Origin of the sequence: Aminobacter niigataensis (genome assembly GCF_946995915.1) — a bacterium.
Lineage (GTDB): Bacteria > Pseudomonadota > Alphaproteobacteria > Rhizobiales > Rhizobiaceae > Aminobacter > Aminobacter niigataensis.
Genome location: NZ_OX341517.1, coordinates 1,167,530 through 1,186,880, shown reverse-complemented (window position 1 = coordinate 1,186,880; position 19,351 = coordinate 1,167,530). Strand labels below are relative to the sequence as shown.

Annotated in this window: 12 protein-coding genes; 5 read left to right on the top strand and 7 right to left on the bottom strand. The window is 64.5% G+C overall.

The features are described from left to right. Positions 1 to 148: 148 nt before the first annotated feature. The gene (locus O1Y97_RS05635) at positions 149 to 1,276 is read right to left on the bottom strand and encodes a phospholipase effector Tle1 domain-containing protein (protein ID WP_318763400.1); all 1,128 of its coding nucleotides are present in this window, start codon (positions 1,274 to 1,276) and stop codon (positions 149 to 151) included. Between the two features lie 101 nt (positions 1,277 to 1,377). Next, complete coding sequence (locus tag O1Y97_RS05630) at positions 1,378 to 1,650, bottom strand: usg protein (RefSeq protein WP_055974952.1); 273 nt, start codon at positions 1,648 to 1,650, stop codon at positions 1,378 to 1,380. Positions 1,651 to 1,963: 313 nt separating this feature from the next. Between O1Y97_RS05630 and acs the strand changes: the two genes are divergently transcribed. After that, the gene (gene acs, locus O1Y97_RS05625; protein ID WP_318763399.1) at positions 1,964 to 3,919 is read left to right on the top strand and encodes an acetate--CoA ligase; all 1,956 of its coding nucleotides are present in this window, start codon (positions 1,964 to 1,966) and stop codon (positions 3,917 to 3,919) included. Between the two features lie 331 nt (positions 3,920 to 4,250). Here acs and O1Y97_RS05620 read toward each other — a convergent pair whose 3' ends face one another. The 3 genes from O1Y97_RS05620 to O1Y97_RS05610 all read right to left on the bottom strand — a co-directional run bounded on the left by O1Y97_RS05620 (position 4,251) and on the right by O1Y97_RS05610 (position 6,540). Then, entirely contained in the window at positions 4,251 to 5,645 is a 1,395-nt protein-coding gene (locus tag O1Y97_RS05620) for a pilus assembly protein (protein WP_318763398.1), read from the bottom strand. 325 nt (positions 5,646 to 5,970) lie between these two features. Beyond that, the gene (locus tag O1Y97_RS05615) at positions 5,971 to 6,237 is read right to left on the bottom strand and encodes a PepSY domain-containing protein (protein ID WP_318763397.1); all 267 of its coding nucleotides are present in this window, start codon (positions 6,235 to 6,237) and stop codon (positions 5,971 to 5,973) included. Between the two features lie 90 nt (positions 6,238 to 6,327). After that, entirely contained in the window at positions 6,328 to 6,540 is a 213-nt protein-coding gene (locus O1Y97_RS05610; RefSeq protein WP_108606372.1) for a DUF1674 domain-containing protein, read from the bottom strand. A gap of 106 nt (positions 6,541 to 6,646) precedes the next feature. Between O1Y97_RS05610 and htpX the strand changes: the two genes are divergently transcribed. The 4 genes from htpX (at position 6,647) to purH (ending at position 12,685) form a co-directional block, all read left to right on the top strand. Then, the gene (gene htpX / locus O1Y97_RS05605) at positions 6,647 to 7,666 is read left to right on the top strand and encodes a zinc metalloprotease HtpX (RefSeq protein ID WP_318763396.1); all 1,020 of its coding nucleotides are present in this window, start codon (positions 6,647 to 6,649) and stop codon (positions 7,664 to 7,666) included. Beyond that, positions 7,624 to 9,066 carry an RsmB/NOP family class I SAM-dependent RNA methyltransferase gene (locus tag O1Y97_RS05600; RefSeq protein WP_318763395.1) on the top strand — a complete coding sequence of 481 codons (1,443 nt, stop codon included), beginning with the start codon at positions 7,624 to 7,626 and terminating at the stop codon, positions 9,064 to 9,066. Before htpX ends, O1Y97_RS05600 begins: the two co-directional genes overlap by 43 nt. A 60-nt stretch (positions 9,067 to 9,126) precedes the next feature. After that, on the top strand, positions 9,127 to 10,875 hold the full coding sequence (locus O1Y97_RS05595; protein ID WP_404801248.1) for a heparinase II/III family protein: 1,749 nt from the start codon (positions 9,127 to 9,129) through the stop codon (positions 10,873 to 10,875). A 193-nt stretch (positions 10,876 to 11,068) separates the two neighbouring features. Continuing rightward, positions 11,069 to 12,685 (top strand): bifunctional phosphoribosylaminoimidazolecarboxamide formyltransferase/IMP cyclohydrolase, encoded by a 1,617-nt coding sequence (gene purH / locus O1Y97_RS05590; RefSeq protein WP_318763394.1) that lies wholly within the window; start codon positions 11,069 to 11,071, stop codon positions 12,683 to 12,685. Between the two features lie 203 nt (positions 12,686 to 12,888). Here purH and O1Y97_RS05585 read toward each other — a convergent pair whose 3' ends face one another. Beyond that, positions 12,889 to 14,262 (bottom strand): MFS transporter, encoded by a 1,374-nt coding sequence (locus O1Y97_RS05585; RefSeq protein ID WP_199914567.1) that lies wholly within the window; start codon positions 14,260 to 14,262, stop codon positions 12,889 to 12,891. 117 nt (positions 14,263 to 14,379) lie between these two features. Then, the gene (locus tag O1Y97_RS05580; protein WP_318763393.1) at positions 14,380 to 19,164 is read right to left on the bottom strand and encodes an NAD-glutamate dehydrogenase; all 4,785 of its coding nucleotides are present in this window, start codon (positions 19,162 to 19,164) and stop codon (positions 14,380 to 14,382) included. Between the last annotated feature and the right edge of the window lie 187 nt (positions 19,165 to 19,351).

Here is a 19,351-nt window from a genome sequence, read left to right as displayed (position 1 = left end):
AACCCGCAAGCCTCGAGGGCACAGCGGAAGTTCTTGTGGCGGAATACCCGTCCCGGGACCTGCTTGCAATCAGCCCAGTGGCCACATCGCCCGCGATTGATTTGTGCCAGCGTCTGTCACAGGCCACCGGCAGCGACGAAACCACGCGTCAGAAGTAGCGCCGCACCCGCGGATGCCGGCTCAGCGAGCCCGGCCTGTAGCGAGGACTGTAGCCGTCGAAGCGCTGCTCGATATCGACGCACAGCCTGTCGACGTCGACCTCCTTGCCTTGAATGGAGCGCGCTCCCGGCAGCCAGAAGACACCCAGACCCGTACGCTCGTCATGCGCGAGGCCAAGCACCTTTCCCTCGAGCTCGACTGCGATGGGAAAATCGAGGCCGGACAAGCTGCGCAGCCTCTCCAGCATCCAGCCGAGACTGAGCTTGGCCAGGTTGTCGTCGTCGTCATAGCCGCCACCGATGTCAGAATGCACGCCCGGGAACCAGCATTGTTCGACAACCTGGCCCGACGCCCTGGCGTCGGCATCGACCTCGTCCCAAGGTACCAGAGCGAACGCCTTGCGGTTTTCGTCGATGGAGAGCGCATGCAAGCCCACCGGCACGCGTACCGACAGTTCGTTGTCGTGGAACGCGTGCTTGTAGGGGTTCACCATGTTCATGATGCCAGGCAGCCCGAGCGCGCGGACCGTGTCGAACACGCCGATCACATCGGGAACGACGGGTGCTGCACCGTATCTGGCGCCAAAGTCGGAACCGGCCTTCTGCCGCTCGGATTTGTCCCTGATCTTGTAGGCGCTGACGGCTTCGTCGGCGATGGCCCTTCGCCGCTTTGCGCCGGCGCCCTCCTTGTCCCGCGATATCGGCCCGCCGCGATCTGTGGTCGCGATCCCGCATGTCGCCAGCGCGCCGCCAAGGCAGCGCACCGTGTAGGCGCCGCGGGAAAAGCCGAACAGCCCAACCTTCATGCCGGGCTGCCAATCCATCATCAACGCTTCATAGCAATCGACGATGTTTGCGGTGATACCCCAGCCGGTGGCCTTGCTCCAGAGGTTGCGCAGGGTGCGCGTCCAGTTCCACTCACCTGCTTCCGGTGCACCGAGCCCGGCATCGTAGAAGGCGCGGATGCCCGGCCTGCCGTCGATGGCCGAGTACATCTGGAAGACATTGGTGTTCTTGAACTGGCGATCGCCGACCTGCTCGATCTCGTCGGCCCGGACGCCACGCTGCCCGGTGCCGTCGGAAAAGATCAGAACCCAAGCGCCGCTTGCCTGAGACATGCCGCCTCCCGCCGACTGTCGCTCCACCGAGGGCGGATACTAGCATGCGACGCACGCCCGCCTGCGCACAATTGGCCGCGCAAGGTTAACCGGCAGTCCGCCTAGTGCATGAGGAACTCGCCATCCACCTTGCGCCACTCGTTGGGCGCGATCAGCTTGCGATGGGTGTAGTGCACCGAATGCAAGGGCCCGTCGAGCTTGGCCCGCCAGAACTCGATGAAACCGAACAGTATCGGGAACTTCGGAGCCAGGTCGTAGTCCTGCCAGATATAGGTCTGCAGCACGTGCGGATGGTCAGGCAGATGGTAGAGAATTTCAGCTGTCGTCAGGCCGTAGCCCTTCAGCATCAGTTCCAGTTCAGAAGTGTCGCGCATCGCAAGCCTTCCGTGTCGAACAACTCCTCCACGGCATGAGTCTGCGCCGCGGTCGTTAACCGTCCACTAAAATGAACGTGATCCGCCCGTGATAAGTTCCAAGAAATCAGCCGTTTAACACTCGACCGCGACCATTGCTGATAGCTATATAGCGGCGGCGATTTGCCGCTGCGGAATGTGTCGAGGCAAATCCAATGTCTAATATTGTGACGCACTGCAAATTGATAATAATGCGCGCCAACGTGCGGCCCTGAGGTCGCCGTCCGCAGGCCATCAGGGGCCGTCGGATCGCATCCGGGAGGAAGGGAAAGAAATGTCCGAAGTCCGTGTCCACCGCATCCAGCCGGCGTGGAAGAAGAATGCGCTCATCGACAACGACACCTACCTGAAATGGTATGGCGAGAGCGTCAAGAACCCCGACAAGTTCTGGGGCAAGCACGGCAAGCGGATCGACTGGTTCAAGCCCTACACCAAGGTCAAGAACACTTCCTTCGACGGCAAGGTCTCGATCAAGTGGTTCGAAGACGGCCTGACCAACGTCTCCTACAACTGCATCGACCGCCATCTGAAGAAGCGCGGCAACCAGACCGCCATCATCTGGGAAGGCGACAACCCCTACGACGACAAGAAGATCACCTACAACGAGCTCTACGAGCACGTTTGCCGCCTCGCCAACGTCATGAAGAAGCACGGCGTCAAGAAAGGTGACCGCGTCACCATCTACATGCCGATGATCCCCGAGGCAGCCTATGCGATGCTCGCCTGCACGCGCATCGGCGCCATCCATTCGATCGTCTTCGGCGGCTTCTCGCCCGACGCTCTGGCCGGCCGCATCGTCGACTGCGAATCGACCTTCGTCATCACCGCCGACGAAGGTCTGCGCGGCGGCAAGGCGATCCCGCTCAAGGAAAACACCGACAAGGCGATCGACATTGCCGCCAAGAACCACGTCATGGTCAAGGACGTGCTGGTCGTGCGCCGCACCGGCGGCAAGATCGGCTGGGCTCCGGGCCGCGACCGCTGGTACCACGACGAAGTCCGCTCGGTGAAAGCCGAGTGCAAGCCCGAGAAGATGAAGGCCGAGGATCCGCTGTTCATCCTCTACACCTCCGGCTCGACCGGCAAGCCCAAGGGCGTGCTGCACACGACCGGCGGCTATCTCGTCTATGCCGCGATGACCCACCAGTATGTCTTCGACTATCATGACGGCGACATCTACTGGTGCACCGCCGATGTCGGCTGGGTCACCGGCCACAGCTACATCGTCTATGGTCCGCTCGCCAACGGCGCCACCACGCTGATGTTCGAGGGCGTGCCCAACTATCCCTCCGCTTCGCGCTTCTGGGATGTCGTCGACAAGCACAAGGTCAACATCTTTTACACCGCGCCCACCGCCATCCGCGCGCTGATGGGTGCGGGCGACGACCACGTGAAGACATCCTCGCGCAAGTCGCTGCGCGTGCTGGGTTCGGTCGGCGAGCCGATCAACCCCGAAGCCTGGGAGTGGTACTACAACGTCGTCGGCGACAAGAAGGTGCCGATCGTCGACACCTGGTGGCAGACCGAGACCGGCGGCATCCTGATCACGCCGCTGCCCGGCGCTACCGACCTCAAGCCGGGCTCCGCGACACGGCCGTTCTTCGGCGTGGTTCCCGAGCTGGTGGACAATGAAGGCAAGCTGCTCGAAGGCGCTGCCGACGGCAATCTGTGCATCGCCGATTCCTGGCCGGGCCAGATGCGCACCGTCTATGGCGACCACGAGCGCTTCATCCAGACCTATTTCGCCACCTACAAGGGCAAGTACTTCACCGGCGACGGCTGCCGCCGCGACGCAGACGGCTACTACTGGATCACCGGCCGCGTCGACGACGTCATCAACGTCTCCGGCCACCGCATGGGCACGGCGGAAGTCGAGTCGGCACTGGTCAGCCACGACAAGGTCTCGGAAGCCGCCGTGGTCGGCTACCCCCACGACATCAAGGGCCAGGGCATCTACAGCTATGTCACGCTGATGTCCGGCATCGAGGCCACCGAGGACCTGCGCAAGGAGCTCGTCGCCCACGTCCGCAAGGAGATCGGCGCCATCGCCTCGCCCGACAAGATCCAGTTCGCGCCCGGCCTGCCCAAGACGCGCTCCGGCAAGATCATGCGCCGCATCCTGCGCAAGATCGCCGAGGACGATTTCGGCGCATTGGGCGATACCTCGACGCTGGCCGATCCGGCCGTCGTCGACGATCTCGTTGCCAACCGCCAGAACAAGCGCGCCTGAACTGACCCATCCCCTCGCGCCACCGGTGCGAGGGGAGCCGGCCTGCAAGTGCGGTTAGATCGATGGTCGCACTTGCGCAAACTGCGAAAAGACCCCACCTTGCTATTCGTGTTCAACGAACTGAAAGGAGGTGATCCGATGTCGAGTGATTTCGTTTTCCTGAACGTGGCCTCTACGGATTGCCTTCTCGGGAAGCAGCCTTCCTGAGCGATGCATGACGTGCGGCAGGTGATGCCCCAGGCATTGCCGCTGACGGCCGCGCCACGGACGAAACACGGAAAGGCCGCGTCTTCGCAAGAAGCGCGGCCTTTTTGATTCCTGGAGATCGCGCCTATTTGGTCAGCGACAGCCGTTCGATGTTGCGGGCGATGGTTTGGAAGGCATCGTCGAGTTCCTTGCCCGTCGAGACTTCGAAATAACGCTTCAAGGTTGCGGTATCCGGCGTCGCGCAGTTCTTGAGCACGGCCTTGGCTGCATTCCTTTCGGATTTCGAGGTATCCTTGTTGTCGAGATCGAAGCCGATGGTGAAAACCTCGATGCCGTCCTTCTTCATGTTGGCGCAGATGCTTTCGGCGTAGCTTCCGGACTTGGCCGACTGGCCGCCCTGGGCCTTCCCGGACACGCCTGCGAAGGCGGTGTTGAACAGGCCATCGGTCATCAGGATGGCGACCTTCGCAACCTTCTTCGCATCGGGATCCGACGGGCCCGCGCCAAGGTTCGCGTCCTTGATGGCGGTGCGCCATTTGGGCGAAAGCATGTAATAGCCCCATTGCGCCGCGATACCGCCTGCTGTCACCCCGTTCGCCCTGAAACCGTCGATCGCGGTCGTCAGCTTCGCCATATCGGCGGTTAGCGGTATCAGCTTCGCCGAGGGGCAAGACCCCACCCGGTCGTCGCGATTGACCCTGGCGAGGTAGATCTCGCCCTTGTTGTTCTCGCGCTCGGTATAGGGTCCGTCATCGCTGAAGTCGGCGGCTCCGTCCTTGTCCTTGCGCTCGGTGGCGCAACCGTCGCCACCGCTGCTGGCGGACACGGCCTGAACGGCATCGATCGGCGGCGGCAGGTCCGACTTGCCCGGCTTCTCGACGAAGACGGCATCCGAAAGCCCGCCGGTGTTGACCGCCTCGGCATAGGGAACCAGCGCAATGCGTATGCGCGGCTTGTCGGCGTCCTGGCCGGTTAGAAGGATGCTGACGGCGTTCTGGGCGGCCGTCTTCAGGTCCTTGATCTTCTGCCCGCCCATGGAGCCGGTGACATCGAGCATCATCGCAACTTCGATGCGCTTGTCGGAATAGAGCGACGCGGTCGTTGCCGAAACGCGCTGCCGGTTGGCCGTACCGAAGAGCGGGAAGAAGATGTCGACGTCGATCTCGGCGGTCGCCTCGACCGTGCCCGCCAGCTTGTCGACGGTCACACTGCGCAGCACCACCTTCTCGCCCGGCGCCAGCAGGTTCGCGGCGTTGACCTCGAGGAGCGTCCGGACGGAGGAGTCCGCATCTTCCGGCTTGATCCTCCCTGTCGTCAGGTCGCGGGCCGTCGACGTCACGGCAGCATCGACCGCCAGCGACAGGCTGGATTTGACATTGGAAAGCTGGACGATGTTGAGCCCGAACCCGGCAGCCATGGCCAGCAACGGAATCGTCACGCCGCCCAGGACGGCAAAATTGCCCCGACGATCCCCGGCCAGGCGAAGTGCCGTCCGTCCCACCTTCCGAAATTGCAACATGTCCCGCCCCGCCATTCGATTGCCTCTGGCGAAGGGCGTTGCAGGAAACTGGCCGTGTCGGCCTTCTACCGGTCCTAACTGACCGGCGCATCGACAAGTTATTGAATTCGCAAGGTTTCAGCTGACATTAAGGTAAATGGAGCGTAAACAGCGCTGCCAGCTGCGCGGCTTCTTCACCATTCGCTAACCATGATGCATTGCGATTTCCAAGGCCGGTTACGAACTGTTCCGTTTCGGTGCGTCGGAGGTGTCCCAAAATCTGCCAGGGACCACCAAAATACCCGTCGGCTACAGTCATAGGTCAGGGAGGCTGATGCCAATCGGCCTACATCCTCGGCTCGCCGCTGACCGGATCGATCTTGATTTCAACCTTGGCTTTATCAGACGTGTAATAAACCACGTCATAATAGCCTTCACTCTCCCAATCGATCTCGGAGATGTAGTGGAACTGATCGCGCTGCTCGATCTTGGCGATGATCTCGGACAGCTTGAGCGAATTCTGCGGCGGCACCGCCGGATCCTTGGTCTGGGCGTGCGCCGGCATGGCGCCAAGCAATACAGCAAGCACGAGTCCCGAAATCATCTTGGTCATAGCAGCTCCTTGCGCAATTCTTGGGAAAACGAACGGCTCACGACTTCCGTTCCATCGCTGCCAGCAAGGTACACACGAGCCTAAGTGCCGTCAGAAGTCGCTGGTCAGCCCCTTGATTTCCCAGTCGCCGTAGCGCCCGGGCTCCTTGCCGCCGCGGCCGCCGATCTCGCGCGGCAGCTTCGCCTCCTGCGCCCTGTAGGCTTCGCGGCGTGCCTCGGCTTCAGCCAAGGCGCGTTTGGCAGCCGGCGAAAGCTCCTTCGGCGCCGGCTGCTCCGGCTCGATTTGCGGCATGGCGTCGTTCATGGGATTCCTCGGAAATGATTGAAACGCACCCTCGTCTCTCCCATCATATAGCGAAGCGCGCAGCCGGGATCGACCCTGGCACGCGCGGAAAAGGACGGAGCGAACGATGAACATGATGCGGACGGCGATGCTTCTGGCGACCATGACGGCGCTGTTCATGGGCGTCGGCTACCTGATCGGCGGTTCGGGCGGCATGACCATCGCGTTCCTGATCGCGGCGGGCATGAACCTGTTCAGCTACTGGAACTCCGACAAGATGGTTCTGCGCATGAACCATGCCGTCGAGGTCGATGAGCGCAACGCGCCGGAATACTACGCCATCGTGCGCGGGCTTGCGGCCAATGCCGGCCTGCCGATGCCGAAGGTCTACCTGATCGACAATCCGCAGCCCAACGCCTTTGCCACCGGCCGCAATCCTGAGAATGCCGCCGTCGCCGCCACCACCGGCCTGTTGCAGCGCCTCAGCCACGAAGAGGTCGCGGCCGTGATGGCGCACGAACTCGCCCACGTTGAGAACCGCGACACGCTGATCATGACGATCACCGCGACGATTGCCGGCGCGATCTCTATGCTCGGCAACTTCGCCTTCTTCTTCGGCGGCAACCGCGACAACAACAATCCGCTTGGCTTCATCGGCGTGCTGGTGGCGATGATCGTCGCACCTTTCGCCGCCATGCTGGTGCAGATGGCGATCAGCCGGACGCGCGAATATTCGGCCGATCGTCGTGGCGCCGAGATCTGCGGCAATCCGCTCTGGCTCGCTTCCGCCCTTGACAAGATCGCCCGCAACGTCGAACGCATCCACAACCCCGAAGCCGAGCGCAATCCCGCCATGGCTCCCCTCTTCATCATCAATCCTCTTTCCGGCGAGCGCATGGACAATCTTTTTTCGACCCACCCCAACACCGAAAACCGCATCGCTGCCCTGCAGGCGATGGCGAATGAGGGTGTCGGTCGTCCTGCCCCGCGCACGGCACCGCAGCAACCGATCGCCCAGCGCACCGCTCCTTCCAGCCAGCAGGGCCCGTGGGGCGGTCGCCCCTCCGAGGAGGCGGCACCCGAGCAGCCGCGCCCGTCCGGCCCATGGGGCCGCAATCCGACCGGGCCGAAAGGCCCGAGGTCGTGAGCGCCGACCAGCGCGACCAAAAGCGAAACCGCGCACGCACCAACAACGGCAGGGGCAACCGCCCGTCCATCGTTCCCGATGTCCCCGGCATCGCCGCGCGCATGGCCGCCGCGCGCCTGCTGGCAGCCACCATTGACGCCAGGACGCCGCTCGACGGCTTGACCGATCACGAGCACGGCCATCCGCAGTTCCGGGCGCTGGACCTGCGCGACCGCGGCCTCGTCCGCGCCATCCTCGCCACGGCGCTGCGCTATCGCGTCACCATCGCCAAGCTGCTCGCGCGGCGCTTGGAGAAGCCGCTCCCGGCCAACGCCACGGTGCTCTCCCATATCCTGCATGTCGCGGCGGCCCAGATCCTATTCCTCGACATCCCCGACAGCGCTGCCGTCGACCTCGCTGTCACCCACGCCAAGGCGGACCCGCGCACCGTGCGTTTTTCCGGCCTGGTCAACGGCGTGCTGCGCACCCTTGCCCGTGCCAAGGATGCCGAGCTTCCCGAGATGCTGGCCGCGACGAACGACGCCCCGGACTGGTTCGTCGAGCGGCTGACCGCAGCCTATGGCGCGGACCAAGCCCAAAAGATCCTCGCAGCGCATCGCATCGAAGCACCTGTCGACTTCTCCATCAAGGCCGATGTCGCAAAATGGGCCGAGCAGTTGGGCGGCATAGTCCTGTCCACCGGCTCGGTGCGCATCGAGCGCCTCGCCGGTCCGGTCGCCGAATTGCCCGGTTTCGCTGAAGGCGCCTGGTGGGTCCAGGACGCCGCCGCAGCGCTCCCCGCAAAGCTGTTTGGCGATGTCGCCGGCCAGCGTGTCGCCGACCTGTGCGCCGCCCCCGGCGGCAAGACCGCCCAGCTTGTGCTCACCGGTGCCAAGGTCACTGCGGTCGAAGCCTCGAAGAACCGCCTCGCTCGCCTTGCCGGCAATCTCGAGCGCCTTGGCCTCGACGCCGACAAGGTCAATGCCGACATTCTCGCCTACGAGCCGGAGGAATTGTTCGACGCCGCGCTGCTCGACGCGCCGTGCTCGTCGACCGGCACCGTGCGCCGCCACCCCGACGTGTTGTGGACGAAATCACCTGATGACATCACCAAGCTCGCCGGCGTGCAGCGCGGCCTTCTCGACTGCGCGGTGAAGCTGGTGAAGCCGGGTGGCCGGATCGTCTTTTCCAACTGCTCGCTCGATCCCGAGGAAGGCGAGGCGCTCGTCGCCGGGTTCCTCACCGATCACAAGGGCAAGGTCGAACTCGATCCGATTCGCGTCGGTGAGGTCGCCGGTATCGACGATTTCGTCACTGCCGCAGGATATTTGCGTACCACGCCGGCAGGCCTCGACCTCGGCAATCCCGCCGTCTCCGGCCTCGACGGCTTCTTTGCCGCGCGCTTCCGTCGTCTCGCCTGATCCACGCATTTACCAAAAATTCACCCTCGCGCCCGCCATTGAAACAACCTAATTTGAACCATGACGTGGGTTGCGTCGGGAGGGCTTTTGTCGATTACGGCGGACAACACGACGCGCCTGTGGACGCTCGTCGCCAAGGAGTTCTGGCGCAAGGCACGCCGGCGCTTGCGCGCCGGTCCGGCCTACCGCTGGCGCTACTCCGGGCGTACGCCCGAACGCGTGCTCATTGCGCCGCCCGACCTGCGCCTCGCCGACCCCCAGATCGCGCTTGAAATCTACTATGGCCGCTTTCCGCTGTCCGGCCATCTGGTCGAAACAGGCGGCCAGTCGCCCTTCCTCGTCGACGTTCCCAATCGCGGCTGGCAACGCAGCCTGCACGGTTTCCGCTGGCTGCGCCACATGCGCGCTGCCGGCACTGAACTAGCCGCGGCGAACGCGCGGGCGCTCGTCTCCGACTGGATCGCCATGCATGGCAATCGCATTTCAGGCGTCGCCTGGGAGCCGGCGACCACCGCCAAGCGAATCATCGCCTGGCTGCAGCATTCCTCGGTAGTGCTCCAGGGCGCCGAATTCGCCTTCTACCGGTCCTTCCTGCGCTCGCTGGCGATGCAGATTCGTTACCTCCGGTCGATGGCGCGCGAAATGCCCGCCGGCAAGGACCGGCTGAGAGCCCGCATAGCGCTTGCCTTCGCCGCCCTTTCCCTGCCAGCACCGGTCTCGGCGCTGCGCTCGGCCACGCGCAGTCTCGCCGAAGAACTCGACCGCCAGATCCTGCCCGACGGCGGTCATGTCTCGCGCAACCCCATGGCGGTGCTGGAGATCCTCGCCGACCTCCTGCCGCTGCGCCACACCTATGCCAATCAGGCCGAGCAGCCGCCCTTGGCGCTGATCAATGCTGTCGAGCGCATGCTGCCAGCGCTGCGCTTCTTCCGCCACCAGGACGGCAGCCTCGCGCGCTTCAATGGCATGGGCGCCACCATCCACGACCGCATCGCCGCGATCCTGCGCCACGACGACACCGCCGGCTCGCCGCCGCTGCATGCCACCCATTCCGGCTACGAGCGCCTGGCCATGGGCGGCACGACGGTCATTGCCGACACCGGCACGGCCCCACCCATCGACGTGTCGAACCACGCCCATGCCGGCTGCCTGTCCTTCGAGATGTCGTCGGGCCGGCAGCACTACATCGTCAACGCCGGCGTCGACACCTATGGCATCGCCGAACTGAGGCCGCTGGCGCGCGCCACCGCCGCGCATTCGACAGTGACGATCAACGACACCTCGTCGGCAAGTTTTGCCCATTCGCAGCGCGTCAGCGGCCTGCTCGGCAGCCCACTGTTCGGCGGCCCCAAGTCGGTGCCCACCCAGCGGCTCGACAAGCCCGGCATCCATGGCTTTGTCGCCAGCCACGACGGCTACGCCCAGCGCTTCGGGCTCCATCACGAGCGCGAGCTCAGCCTGTCGGCCGGCGGCAGCATCCTGTCGGGTTGCGACCGCCTGCTTCGCGCCGGCAAGGCGCCAATCAAGAACGACGGCCGCGATCTCGTTGCAGTGCGTTTCCACGTCCACCCCGACGTCCAGCTGTTCCGTGACCAGAAGGAGCGGCTGGTGCTGACCGGCCCTGACATCGACACCTGGGTCTTCATCTCCCCGGACATTCCTGCCGAGGTCGAGGAATCGATCTATTTCGCCGGTCTCGGCGGGCCCCGCCGCTCGCGCCAGATCGTGCTGTCGTTCAAGGCTTCGGAAGTCTCCGAGGTGCACTGGCAATTCTCCCGAACTCGCATCATCAGCCGCCTCGAAAACTGAGCGAAAGGCGCTGCGCGCCTTGATTTCCAAGCGTCATATGGTACGCCGCCCTAGTGCATGACCCCGAAAATCGGTAACGATTTTCGGAAAGGATCATGCACCAATTAATTTGCTACAGCGTCCTTTGCGCGTCCCAAAAGACGCGCGGCGCTGTAGTCGCGTCTCCCATCCAGCCTTGAAAGGCCCCCTCGCCATGGCCGTCGTATCCAAGAAGATCCCCGCTCCCGATCTGGTACCGATCCGCCGCGCCCTGCTGTCGGTTTCCGACAAGACCGGCCTGATCGAATTCGCCAAGTGCCTCGCCAATGTCGGCGTCGAACTCGTGTCGACGGGCGGCACGGCCAAGAGCATCGCAGCCGAAGGGATCGTAGTCCGCGACGTCTCCGAACTGACCGGCTTTCCCGAGATCATGGACGGTCGCGTCAAGACGCTGCATCCATCGGTCCACGGCGCGCTGCTCGGCGTTCGAGACGATCCCGAGCACGCTGCCGCCATGGCCGAACACGGCATCGAGCCGATCGACCTCGTGGTGGTCAATCTCTACCCGTTCGAAGAGGTCCGCGATTCCGGCGCCCACTACGCCTCGATCGTCGAGAACATCGACATCGGCGGTCCAGCCATGGTCCGCGCCTCGGCCAAGAACCACGCCTATGTCGCCATCGTCACCGATCCGGCCGACTACAAGGACGTGCTCGACTCCATCGTCGCCAACAATGGCTGCCTGTCCTACGAGGCGCGCAAGAAGCTCGCCGCCAAGGCATTCGCCCGCACCGCCGCCTATGACGCCGCGATCTCCGGCTGGTTTGCCGAAGCGCTCGAAATCGACACGCCCGACTGGCGCGCATTCGGCGGCAAGCTACAGAGCGTCATGCGCTACGGCGAGAACCCGCACCAGTCGGCCGGTTTCTACCTGACAGGCGACAAGCGCCCCGGCGTTGCGACCGCAACCCAGCTGCAGGGCAAGCAGCTCTCCTACAACAACATCAACGACACCGATGCCGCCTTCGAGCTCGCCGGCGAGTTCGATCCGGTCCGTACCGCAGCGGTCGCCATCATCAAGCACGCCAACCCCTGCGGCGTCGCCGAAGGTGCCTCTCTTGCCGAGGCCTATGCCAAGGCGCTCGCCTGCGACCCGGTCTCTGCCTTCGGCGGCATCGTCGCGATGAACCGTATTCTCGACGCCGAAGCTGCCGAGGAGATCGTCAAGATCTTCACCGAGGTCATCATCGCGCCCGACGCCACGCCGGAAGCCCAGGCCATCGTCGCCGCCAAGAAAAACCTGCGCCTGCTGGTGACCGGCGGCCTGCCCGATCCTGACCGCGCCGGCCTTGCGGTCAAGTCGGTTGCCGGCGGCCTGCTCGTCCAGTCGCGCGACAACGCCATCGTCGACGCCCTCGACCTCAACGTCGTCACCAAGCGCCAGCCGACCCAGCGCGAGATCGAGGACCTGAAATTCGCCTTCCGTGTCGCCAAGCACGTCAAGTCGAACGCCATCGTCTATGCCCGCGACCTTGCCACCGCCGGCATCGGCGCCGGCCAGATGAGCCGGGTCGATTCCTCCCGCATCGCCGCGCGCAAGGCCCTCGACGCGGCAGAGGCTGCCGGCCTCGCCGAGCCGCTGACCAGGGGATCGGTCGTCGCCTCGGACGCCTTCTTCCCCTTCGCCGACGGACTGCTGTCAGCCGTCGAGGCAGGCGCCACCGCCGTCATCCAGCCGGGCGGCTCGATGCGCGACGAAGATGTCATCGCCGCCGCCGACGAGCACGGCATCGCCATGATCTTCACCGGCGTCAGGCATTTCAGGCACTGAAGCAACGTTCCTTCTCCCCTTGGGGGAGAAGGTGGATCGGCGCGAAGCGCCGAGACGGATGAGGGGTATTGGACGGAGTACTGCAGGTTCGATGCGTCCACCGCTCAGCGCGCTCGCCGCAGCTTCTCGTTTCTTCCAGCACGCTTCATCCGTCGCCTGCGGCGACACCTTCTCCCACAAGGGGAGAAGGAAGTACGCGCTTACTACACCTCGTCCGCCGGGTAAGGCGTCCGCAGCAGCACCGCCAGGCCGACGGCAAAGAAGATGATGATCATCGCCATGCCCAGGCGCGGCGAACCGCTCAACGCGGTGACGGTTGCGACCACGAAAGGCGCAACGAAGCTCGTCGCCCGGCCCGACAACGCATAGAGGCCAAAATAGCGCCCGGCCTCATCGGCCGAGACGCTGCGGGCCATGTAGGAGCGCGACGAGGCCTGCACCGGACCGAAGGCGATACCGACCAAAAGGCCGAAGGCGATGTAGGCCTTTTCCGCCGGGGTGCCGAACAGCCCGCCGGTGTCGGCGCCTGGCATCTGCCAGATACCGAACAACGTGTAGCCCGGCCCGGTCGAGACGATGCCGATGGTGGCAATCGTCAGCAGCACCAGTGAAACCACCACCACCACCTTCGAGCCGAAACCAGTGTCTAGCCTACTAGCGACGAGGCAGCCGAAGATCGCTATGACGTTGAGAATGATGCCGTAGATGCCGATCTCGGTGATGGTCCAGCCAAACATCGCTGCGGCGAACGCGCCGCCGAGCCCGAGCAGTGCATTGACGCCGTCCTGGTAGATCATGCGGGCAACAAGGAAGCGGAAGATGCCCGTGCGCTGGCGCACCTCGCCCAATGTCGATTTGAGTTCGCTCAGGCCCAGGCGCACGGCCGGGCGGATCGCAATGCCCTTGCCGCTGTCGGGCGTGAGCAGGAACATGGGCAGGATGAAGATCAGGTACCACAGCGCCGAGATCGGGCCGGTGGCACGTGCATCCTCGCCGAGTTTCGGATCGATGCCGAACAGCGGGTCGGCGCCGATGATGGTCTTGCCGGTTTCGGGCGATGCCGCCAGGAAGCCTACGACGAAGATCAGGACGATCATGCCGCCGAGATAGCCGAGGCCCCACGCTATGTTCGAAATCTTACCGATCTCGTCCTTCGACACCAGGCGCGGCATCATCGAATCGTTGAACACGATCGAGAATTCCGCCGCAACTGACGCCAGCGAAAACAGCAAAACGATCGGCACGAGCGGCGAGCCGGGTTCGGCAAACCAGAGCATGCACAGGCTTAGCACCTTGATCGTCGCGAAGAAGGCGATCCACGGCTTGCGCGGCCCGGTCTGGTCGGCGATCGAGCCGAGGACGGGCGACAGGATGGCGATGACGAAGCCCGCTGCAGCGATGCCGTAGCCCCACGCTGCCTGGCCCATGGCCGGATCGGTCGCCATGCGCGAGACGAAGTAGGGGCCGAAGATGAAGGTGGTGACCACCGTGAAGAAGGGTTGCGCCGCCCAATCGAACAGCATCCAGCCCCAGACGCCACGCCGCGGCGTACGTTGAACCACCATCGTCTCAGCCATCGTCCCTCCACGCGCGCCGCATCTGCGCGTCGTTGCGAGCTATAGCGCAGTTCGCTTGCGTGGTCCTTGAGGAAAATGCCTGCCGCGATGTGCGCGGCAGGCCGGTTTGACGAGCCACTATCGGCCCGACAGGTCGCTCATCAGGCCCGCCGCGACGGTCAGCCGTGACACGCTGATGTCACCGCCCTCGGTCAGCGCCTGCAGCCGTTCGCGGGTACGGTTGATGCGCTCGCCGCCCGCCTCGAGCCAGGCCGCGACAGGGTCGGCAGCCTTGCCGAAGCCTGTAAGGGCCGCCACCGCAATGCCGCGCCGTGCCGCCCCGATCGTGTCCGACGCCCTAGAGAGGGCCAGCCCCTCATAGTAGTCGGAGCTCGATATCGCATTGGCAGCGTCTTCGATGCGCGGGATGCGGAACGCCTCGCTGACGCCGAAGAACGACTTGGCGGCCGCGACGATATCGGCCTTGGCGGTCTTCGCCACCAACGCGATGTCGGGCACCAGTTCGCCGACTTCGAGCAGCGACAGCCGCTCGGCCAGCTTCTCCGGCGCACCCGCCGCGGCAAAGCCCGCCTTCCGCTTCTGGATGCGGTCCTGGGTGAAGGCTGGCAGCATGCCGGCGAACTTGTGCTCGAGCGCCGCGCGTGCGCCATGCAACTCGGCGATGCGGCTTGCCAGCGGGGCGTCGCCGTGGTCGTTCCTGAGGTACCAGCCGCAGGTCACAAAGAGCAGCCTGCTCACCGCCTGGTAGAGATCGAGCTGCGTCATGCCATCGACGACATTGTCCAAAGCATCGATCTCGGCATAGAGCCCCGGCAGCGCAAAGCCGTCGCGTACAACCGCAAAGACGCGCGCCACATCCGCTGCCGATCGGCCGCTTGCTTCCTGCAGGCGGTTGACGAAGGATGGTCCGCCGCGATTGACGAGATCGTTGACCAGCACGCGCGTGATGATCTCGCGGCGCAGCCGGTGGCCGCCAATCTCAGCTTCGTATTTCTTGGCCATGCGGCCGGGGAAATAGCCCATCAGGTCGTGCGCGAACTGGGCATCGTCGGGCAAGTCGCTGGCGACGATATCGGAGAACAGCACGATCTTGGCGTAGGCCAAAAGCACGCCGAGCTCGGGCCGGGTCAGCGGTTCGTTGCGCGTCTGCCGCTCGGCGAGCGCTGCCGCGCTCGGCAGGTCCTCGACCGCGCGGTCGAGCAGGCCGCGCGTTTCGAGCGCACTCATGAAGCGGCCCTGGTGCGCGATGTCCTGCATGCCGCGCCGGGCGGCGAGAGACAGCGCCAGCGTCTGCTCGTAGTTGTTGGCAAGAACCAGCCCGGCCACTTCCTCCGTCATCTCGGCAAGCAGCTTGTTGCGCGCCGGGCGCTGGAGCGAGCCGGCGCGCATCGCTGAAGCCAGTGCGATCTTGATGTTGACCTCGACGTCGGACGAGTTCACGCCGCCCGAATTGTCGATGGCGTCCGAATTGCAGCGCCCGCCCTTGAGGCCGAATTCGATGCGCGCCCTTTGCGTTGTACCGAGATTGGCGCCTTCGCCGATCACCTTGGCGCGAACCTCGCTGGCCGTAGCGCGGATCGCGTCATTGGCCCGGTCGCCGGCCTCCTGGTTGGTTTCGCCGGTCGCCCGCACATAGGTGCCGATGCCGCCGAACCACAACAGGTCGACCGGCGCCCGCAGGATGGCGCTCATGATCTCGGTCGGCGAAGCCGTGGTCTTCTCCAATCCGATCGCGGCAGCCGCCGCAGCCGGCAGGGTCACCGATTTCTGCGCCCGCGAGACGATCACGCCAGCCGCCGACAGCTTCGACTTGTCGTAGTCCTGCCAGCTCGACCGCGGCAGCGCGAACATGCGCTTGCGCTCGGCAAACGACGCCGCCATGTCGGGATCGGGATCGATGAAGATGTCGCGATGGTCGAAGGCCGCAATCAGCCGTGTCTGCTCGGAGAGCAGCATGCCATTGCCGAACACGTCGCCCGACATGTCGCCGACACCGACCACGGTGAAGGGCGAGGTCTGGATGTCGCGGTTCATCTCGCGGAAATGCCGTTTCACCGCCTCCCAGGCACCGCGCGCGGTGATGCCCATCTTCTTGTGGTCGTAGCCGGCCGAGCCGCCCGACGCGAAGGCATCGTCGAGCCAGAAGCCGTGCTTCTCGCTGATGCCGTTGGCGGTGTCCGAGAAGGTTGCCGTGCCCTTGTCGGCGGCGACAACGAAATACGGATCGTCGACATCGCGCCGCACCACGTCCTTCGGCGGCACAACCTTGTCGCCGTCGATATTGTCGGTGATCGACAACATCGAGGAGACGAAGTTGACGTAGGCCGCCCTGCCCGCCTCAAAGGTGGCATCGCGGCTGCCGCCGACCGGCAGCCGCTTGGGGAAGAAGCCGCCCTTGGCGCCGACGGGAACGATGACGGCGTTCTTGACCTGCTGCGCCTTCACCAAGCCCAGCACTTCGGTGCGATAGTCCTGCGCCCGGTCCGACCAGCGCAGGCCGCCGCGGGCCACCGCGCCGAAGCGCAGATGCACGCCCTCGACCTCGGAGCCGTAGACGAAGATCTCGCGCCAGGGCCGCGGCTCCGGCAGGCCGTCGACGCTGCGCGAGTCGAGCTTGATCGCCAGCGACTGGCCCCGCTCCTTCTTGCCGGCGACGAAATGGTTGGTCCGAAGCGACGCCTCTATCAGGTTGACGTAGCGCCGGATGATGGTGTCGTCGTCGATGTTCGGAACGGCCTCCAGCGCATCCTTGATCTTGGCCTTGAGATGCTTTGCTGTGACTAGCCCGTCCTTCTCCTGTGCCGGGTCGAGCCGGGCGAGGAACATCTGGTGCAGGCCGCGCGCGATATCGGGGTAGCGGTTGAGCGCTGCTGCGATGAAGTCCTGGCTCTGCGGAATGCCGGCCTGCTGGAGGTAGCGGCCATAGGCGCGCAGGATGACGATCTCGTTGGAGCCGAGCCCCGCCGTCTGCGCCAAAGCGTTGTAGCCGTCATTGTCGGCGTCGCCGTTCCACACCGACAGGAACACCTCCTCGAACAGCAGCCCGCCGTCGGCAAGGTCGACCGGCTGGCCGTAGGCGTTCTCCAGTTCCATGTCGTGGATGAAGATCTGGTCTTCGCCCTTTTCGCCGAACTCGAAGGTGCGCTCGCTGATGACGCGGAAGCCCATGTTCTCGAGCAGCGGCACGCGCCGCGACAGCGCCAGCGGTGCGCCGTAGTGGTAGATCTTCAGCGAAGCCTGTTCCGGCGCCTGGCCGGCGTCGCGGTAGCAGTCGATGACGATCGGATTGGCGGCGCTGATCGTGGAAATCCGCTCGGCGTCGAGCAGGGCCGCGCCCGGCGAGAAGCTGTTCTGGTAGTCCTGCGGAAAATGGTTGGCGACGCTGACCAGCGACGCGGGCGACCCCGCCTCTGCCGAAGCTTCGCGCAGCCCGTCCTCCCAGGTGGTGACGATATCGCGGATCGCCGCCTCGATCGCTGCCTGCTCGACCTTTGGCGTCTTGCCGCCGGAGCGGCCGATGATGAAGTGAACGCGCGCCAGCCCGCCTTCGGGGAAGGCCGGGTAATAGGCTGACAGACGGCCTTCGAAGACCTTCCTGAGATAGGCGCCGATCCGCTCGCGGGCGACCGAATCGTAGCGGTCGCGCGGCACGAAGACGAGGATCGAGACGAAGCGGTCGAACTGGTCGACACGGACCAGCGCCCGAACGCGCGGCCGCTCGACCAGGCCGAGGATCGCCTCGGCATGCTTGCGCAGCGCCGGCACCGCTATCTGGAAAAGCTCGTCGCGCGGATAGGATTCGAGCACGTTGATCAGTGCCTTGCCGGAATGATCGGCAGGATCGAAGCCCGACTTCTGGATCACCGCTTCGGCCTTGGAGCGCAGATAGGGGATCTTCATCACTGAGCGGGTGTAGGCCGTCGAGGTGAACAGGCCGACGATGCGCAATTCGCCCGAAAGCTGGCCCTTGGCGTCGTAGGTCTTCACGCCGATGTAGTCGAGATAGGCGCGGCGGTGCACCGCCGACTTGGCATTGGCCTTGGTGACGATCAGCGGATCGGGGCCATGCAGGAAGACGCGGATCTCGGGCGTCGTGGAGATCGCATCGACGGTGTCGCGGCGCAGCACCAGCACGTCGGGGTCGGCAAGGATGCCCAGGCCCGGCTTGTCGGCGCGCTCCAGCGTGCCGCTCTTTTCGCCGCCCGAATATTTGAACTCGCGCATGCCAAGGAAAGTGAAATTGTCGTCTCGCAGCCATTCCAGGAAGGCGATCGCCTCGGTCACCGCGTTCTTGTCGAGTGGGATCGGCGCATAGCGGAATTCCGAGATCGCCTGGTCGAGCCGGGCCAGCATGCGCTTCCAGTCGGTGACGGCGGCGCGGACTTGGCCGAGCAGCTTCTTCAGCCGTTCGCGCAGCGCTTCGGCGGCGTCCTTGCCGAGCAGCGGGATGTGCACATGGATGACGCTCAGCTTGTCGACGCCCTGGTCGCCCTTGCCGTCGCCCAGGATTTCGTCGACGCCGGTGCGACCGTGTCGCACGTGAAGGACCGGATGGGTGACGAGTACCGGCTCGCCTGCAGCCTCGGTGATCTCGCCGAGGACCGAATCGAACAGGAACGGCATGTTGTCGTTGACGACGGTTACGACAGTTACCGGCCGGCCATGGCGGATAACCCCCGCCCCGGTCTCGATGTCGATCACCGAAGATCCCTTGCGATGCTTGAGAACGGCCTGTTCGGCCAATTGGGCGGCCCGTTCCAGCATGCCGGGTTCGTAGTCCGCCACGTCCTCGGCCGGAGCGCGACCAAGCAACAGTTCGAGAATCTGGGGAGGTCTGTTGGAGGATTTCGAGGAAGATGCAGTCTTGGCGGAACTCGCCTTCGACTTCATTGGTTCGGCCATGACGCTAGTTTCTCCCGTCCCGTCACATGCTTTTGCGACTATCGTAGCAGATGGCCCGCCTTTAGCGACAAAGGTTTGACGGAACGTATGGAAAAACGCCTAGGCAATGGGCAGAAAATGCCTGAATTCTAGGCTGACGCAACGTTCGCAAGGCGCACGCCACCGACATGTTGCCGAAACAGTTGTC

What these genes read in the sequence shown, in the direction of transcription:
- htpX (WP_318763396.1), top strand. Translation starts at nt 6,647, where the DNA reads ATGAACATGATGCGGACGGCGATGCTTCTGGCGACCATGACGGCGCTG.
- O1Y97_RS05580 (WP_318763393.1), bottom strand. Translation starts at nt 19,164, where the DNA reads ATGGCCGAACCAATGAAGTCGAAGGCGAGTTCCGCCAAGACTGCATCT.
- O1Y97_RS05630 (WP_055974952.1), bottom strand. Translation starts at nt 1,650, where the DNA reads ATGCGCGACACTTCTGAACTGGAACTGATGCTGAAGGGCTACGGCCTG.
- O1Y97_RS05595 (WP_404801248.1), top strand. Translation starts at nt 9,127, where the DNA reads ATGACGTGGGTTGCGTCGGGAGGGCTTTTGTCGATTACGGCGGACAAC.
- O1Y97_RS05615 (WP_318763397.1), bottom strand. Translation starts at nt 6,237, where the DNA reads ATGACCAAGATGATTTCGGGACTCGTGCTTGCTGTATTGCTTGGCGCC.
- O1Y97_RS05610 (WP_108606372.1), bottom strand. Translation starts at nt 6,540, where the DNA reads ATGAACGACGCCATGCCGCAAATCGAGCCGGAGCAGCCGGCGCCGAAG.
- acs (WP_318763399.1), top strand. Translation starts at nt 1,964, where the DNA reads ATGTCCGAAGTCCGTGTCCACCGCATCCAGCCGGCGTGGAAGAAGAAT.
- O1Y97_RS05620 (WP_318763398.1), bottom strand. Translation starts at nt 5,645, where the DNA reads ATGTTGCAATTTCGGAAGGTGGGACGGACGGCACTTCGCCTGGCCGGG.
- O1Y97_RS05600 (WP_318763395.1), top strand. Translation starts at nt 7,624, where the DNA reads ATGGGGCCGCAATCCGACCGGGCCGAAAGGCCCGAGGTCGTGAGCGCC.
- O1Y97_RS05635 (WP_318763400.1), bottom strand. Translation starts at nt 1,276, where the DNA reads ATGTCTCAGGCAAGCGGCGCTTGGGTTCTGATCTTTTCCGACGGCACC.
- O1Y97_RS05585 (WP_199914567.1), bottom strand. Translation starts at nt 14,262, where the DNA reads ATGGCTGAGACGATGGTGGTTCAACGTACGCCGCGGCGTGGCGTCTGG.
- purH (WP_318763394.1), top strand. Translation starts at nt 11,069, where the DNA reads ATGGCCGTCGTATCCAAGAAGATCCCCGCTCCCGATCTGGTACCGATC.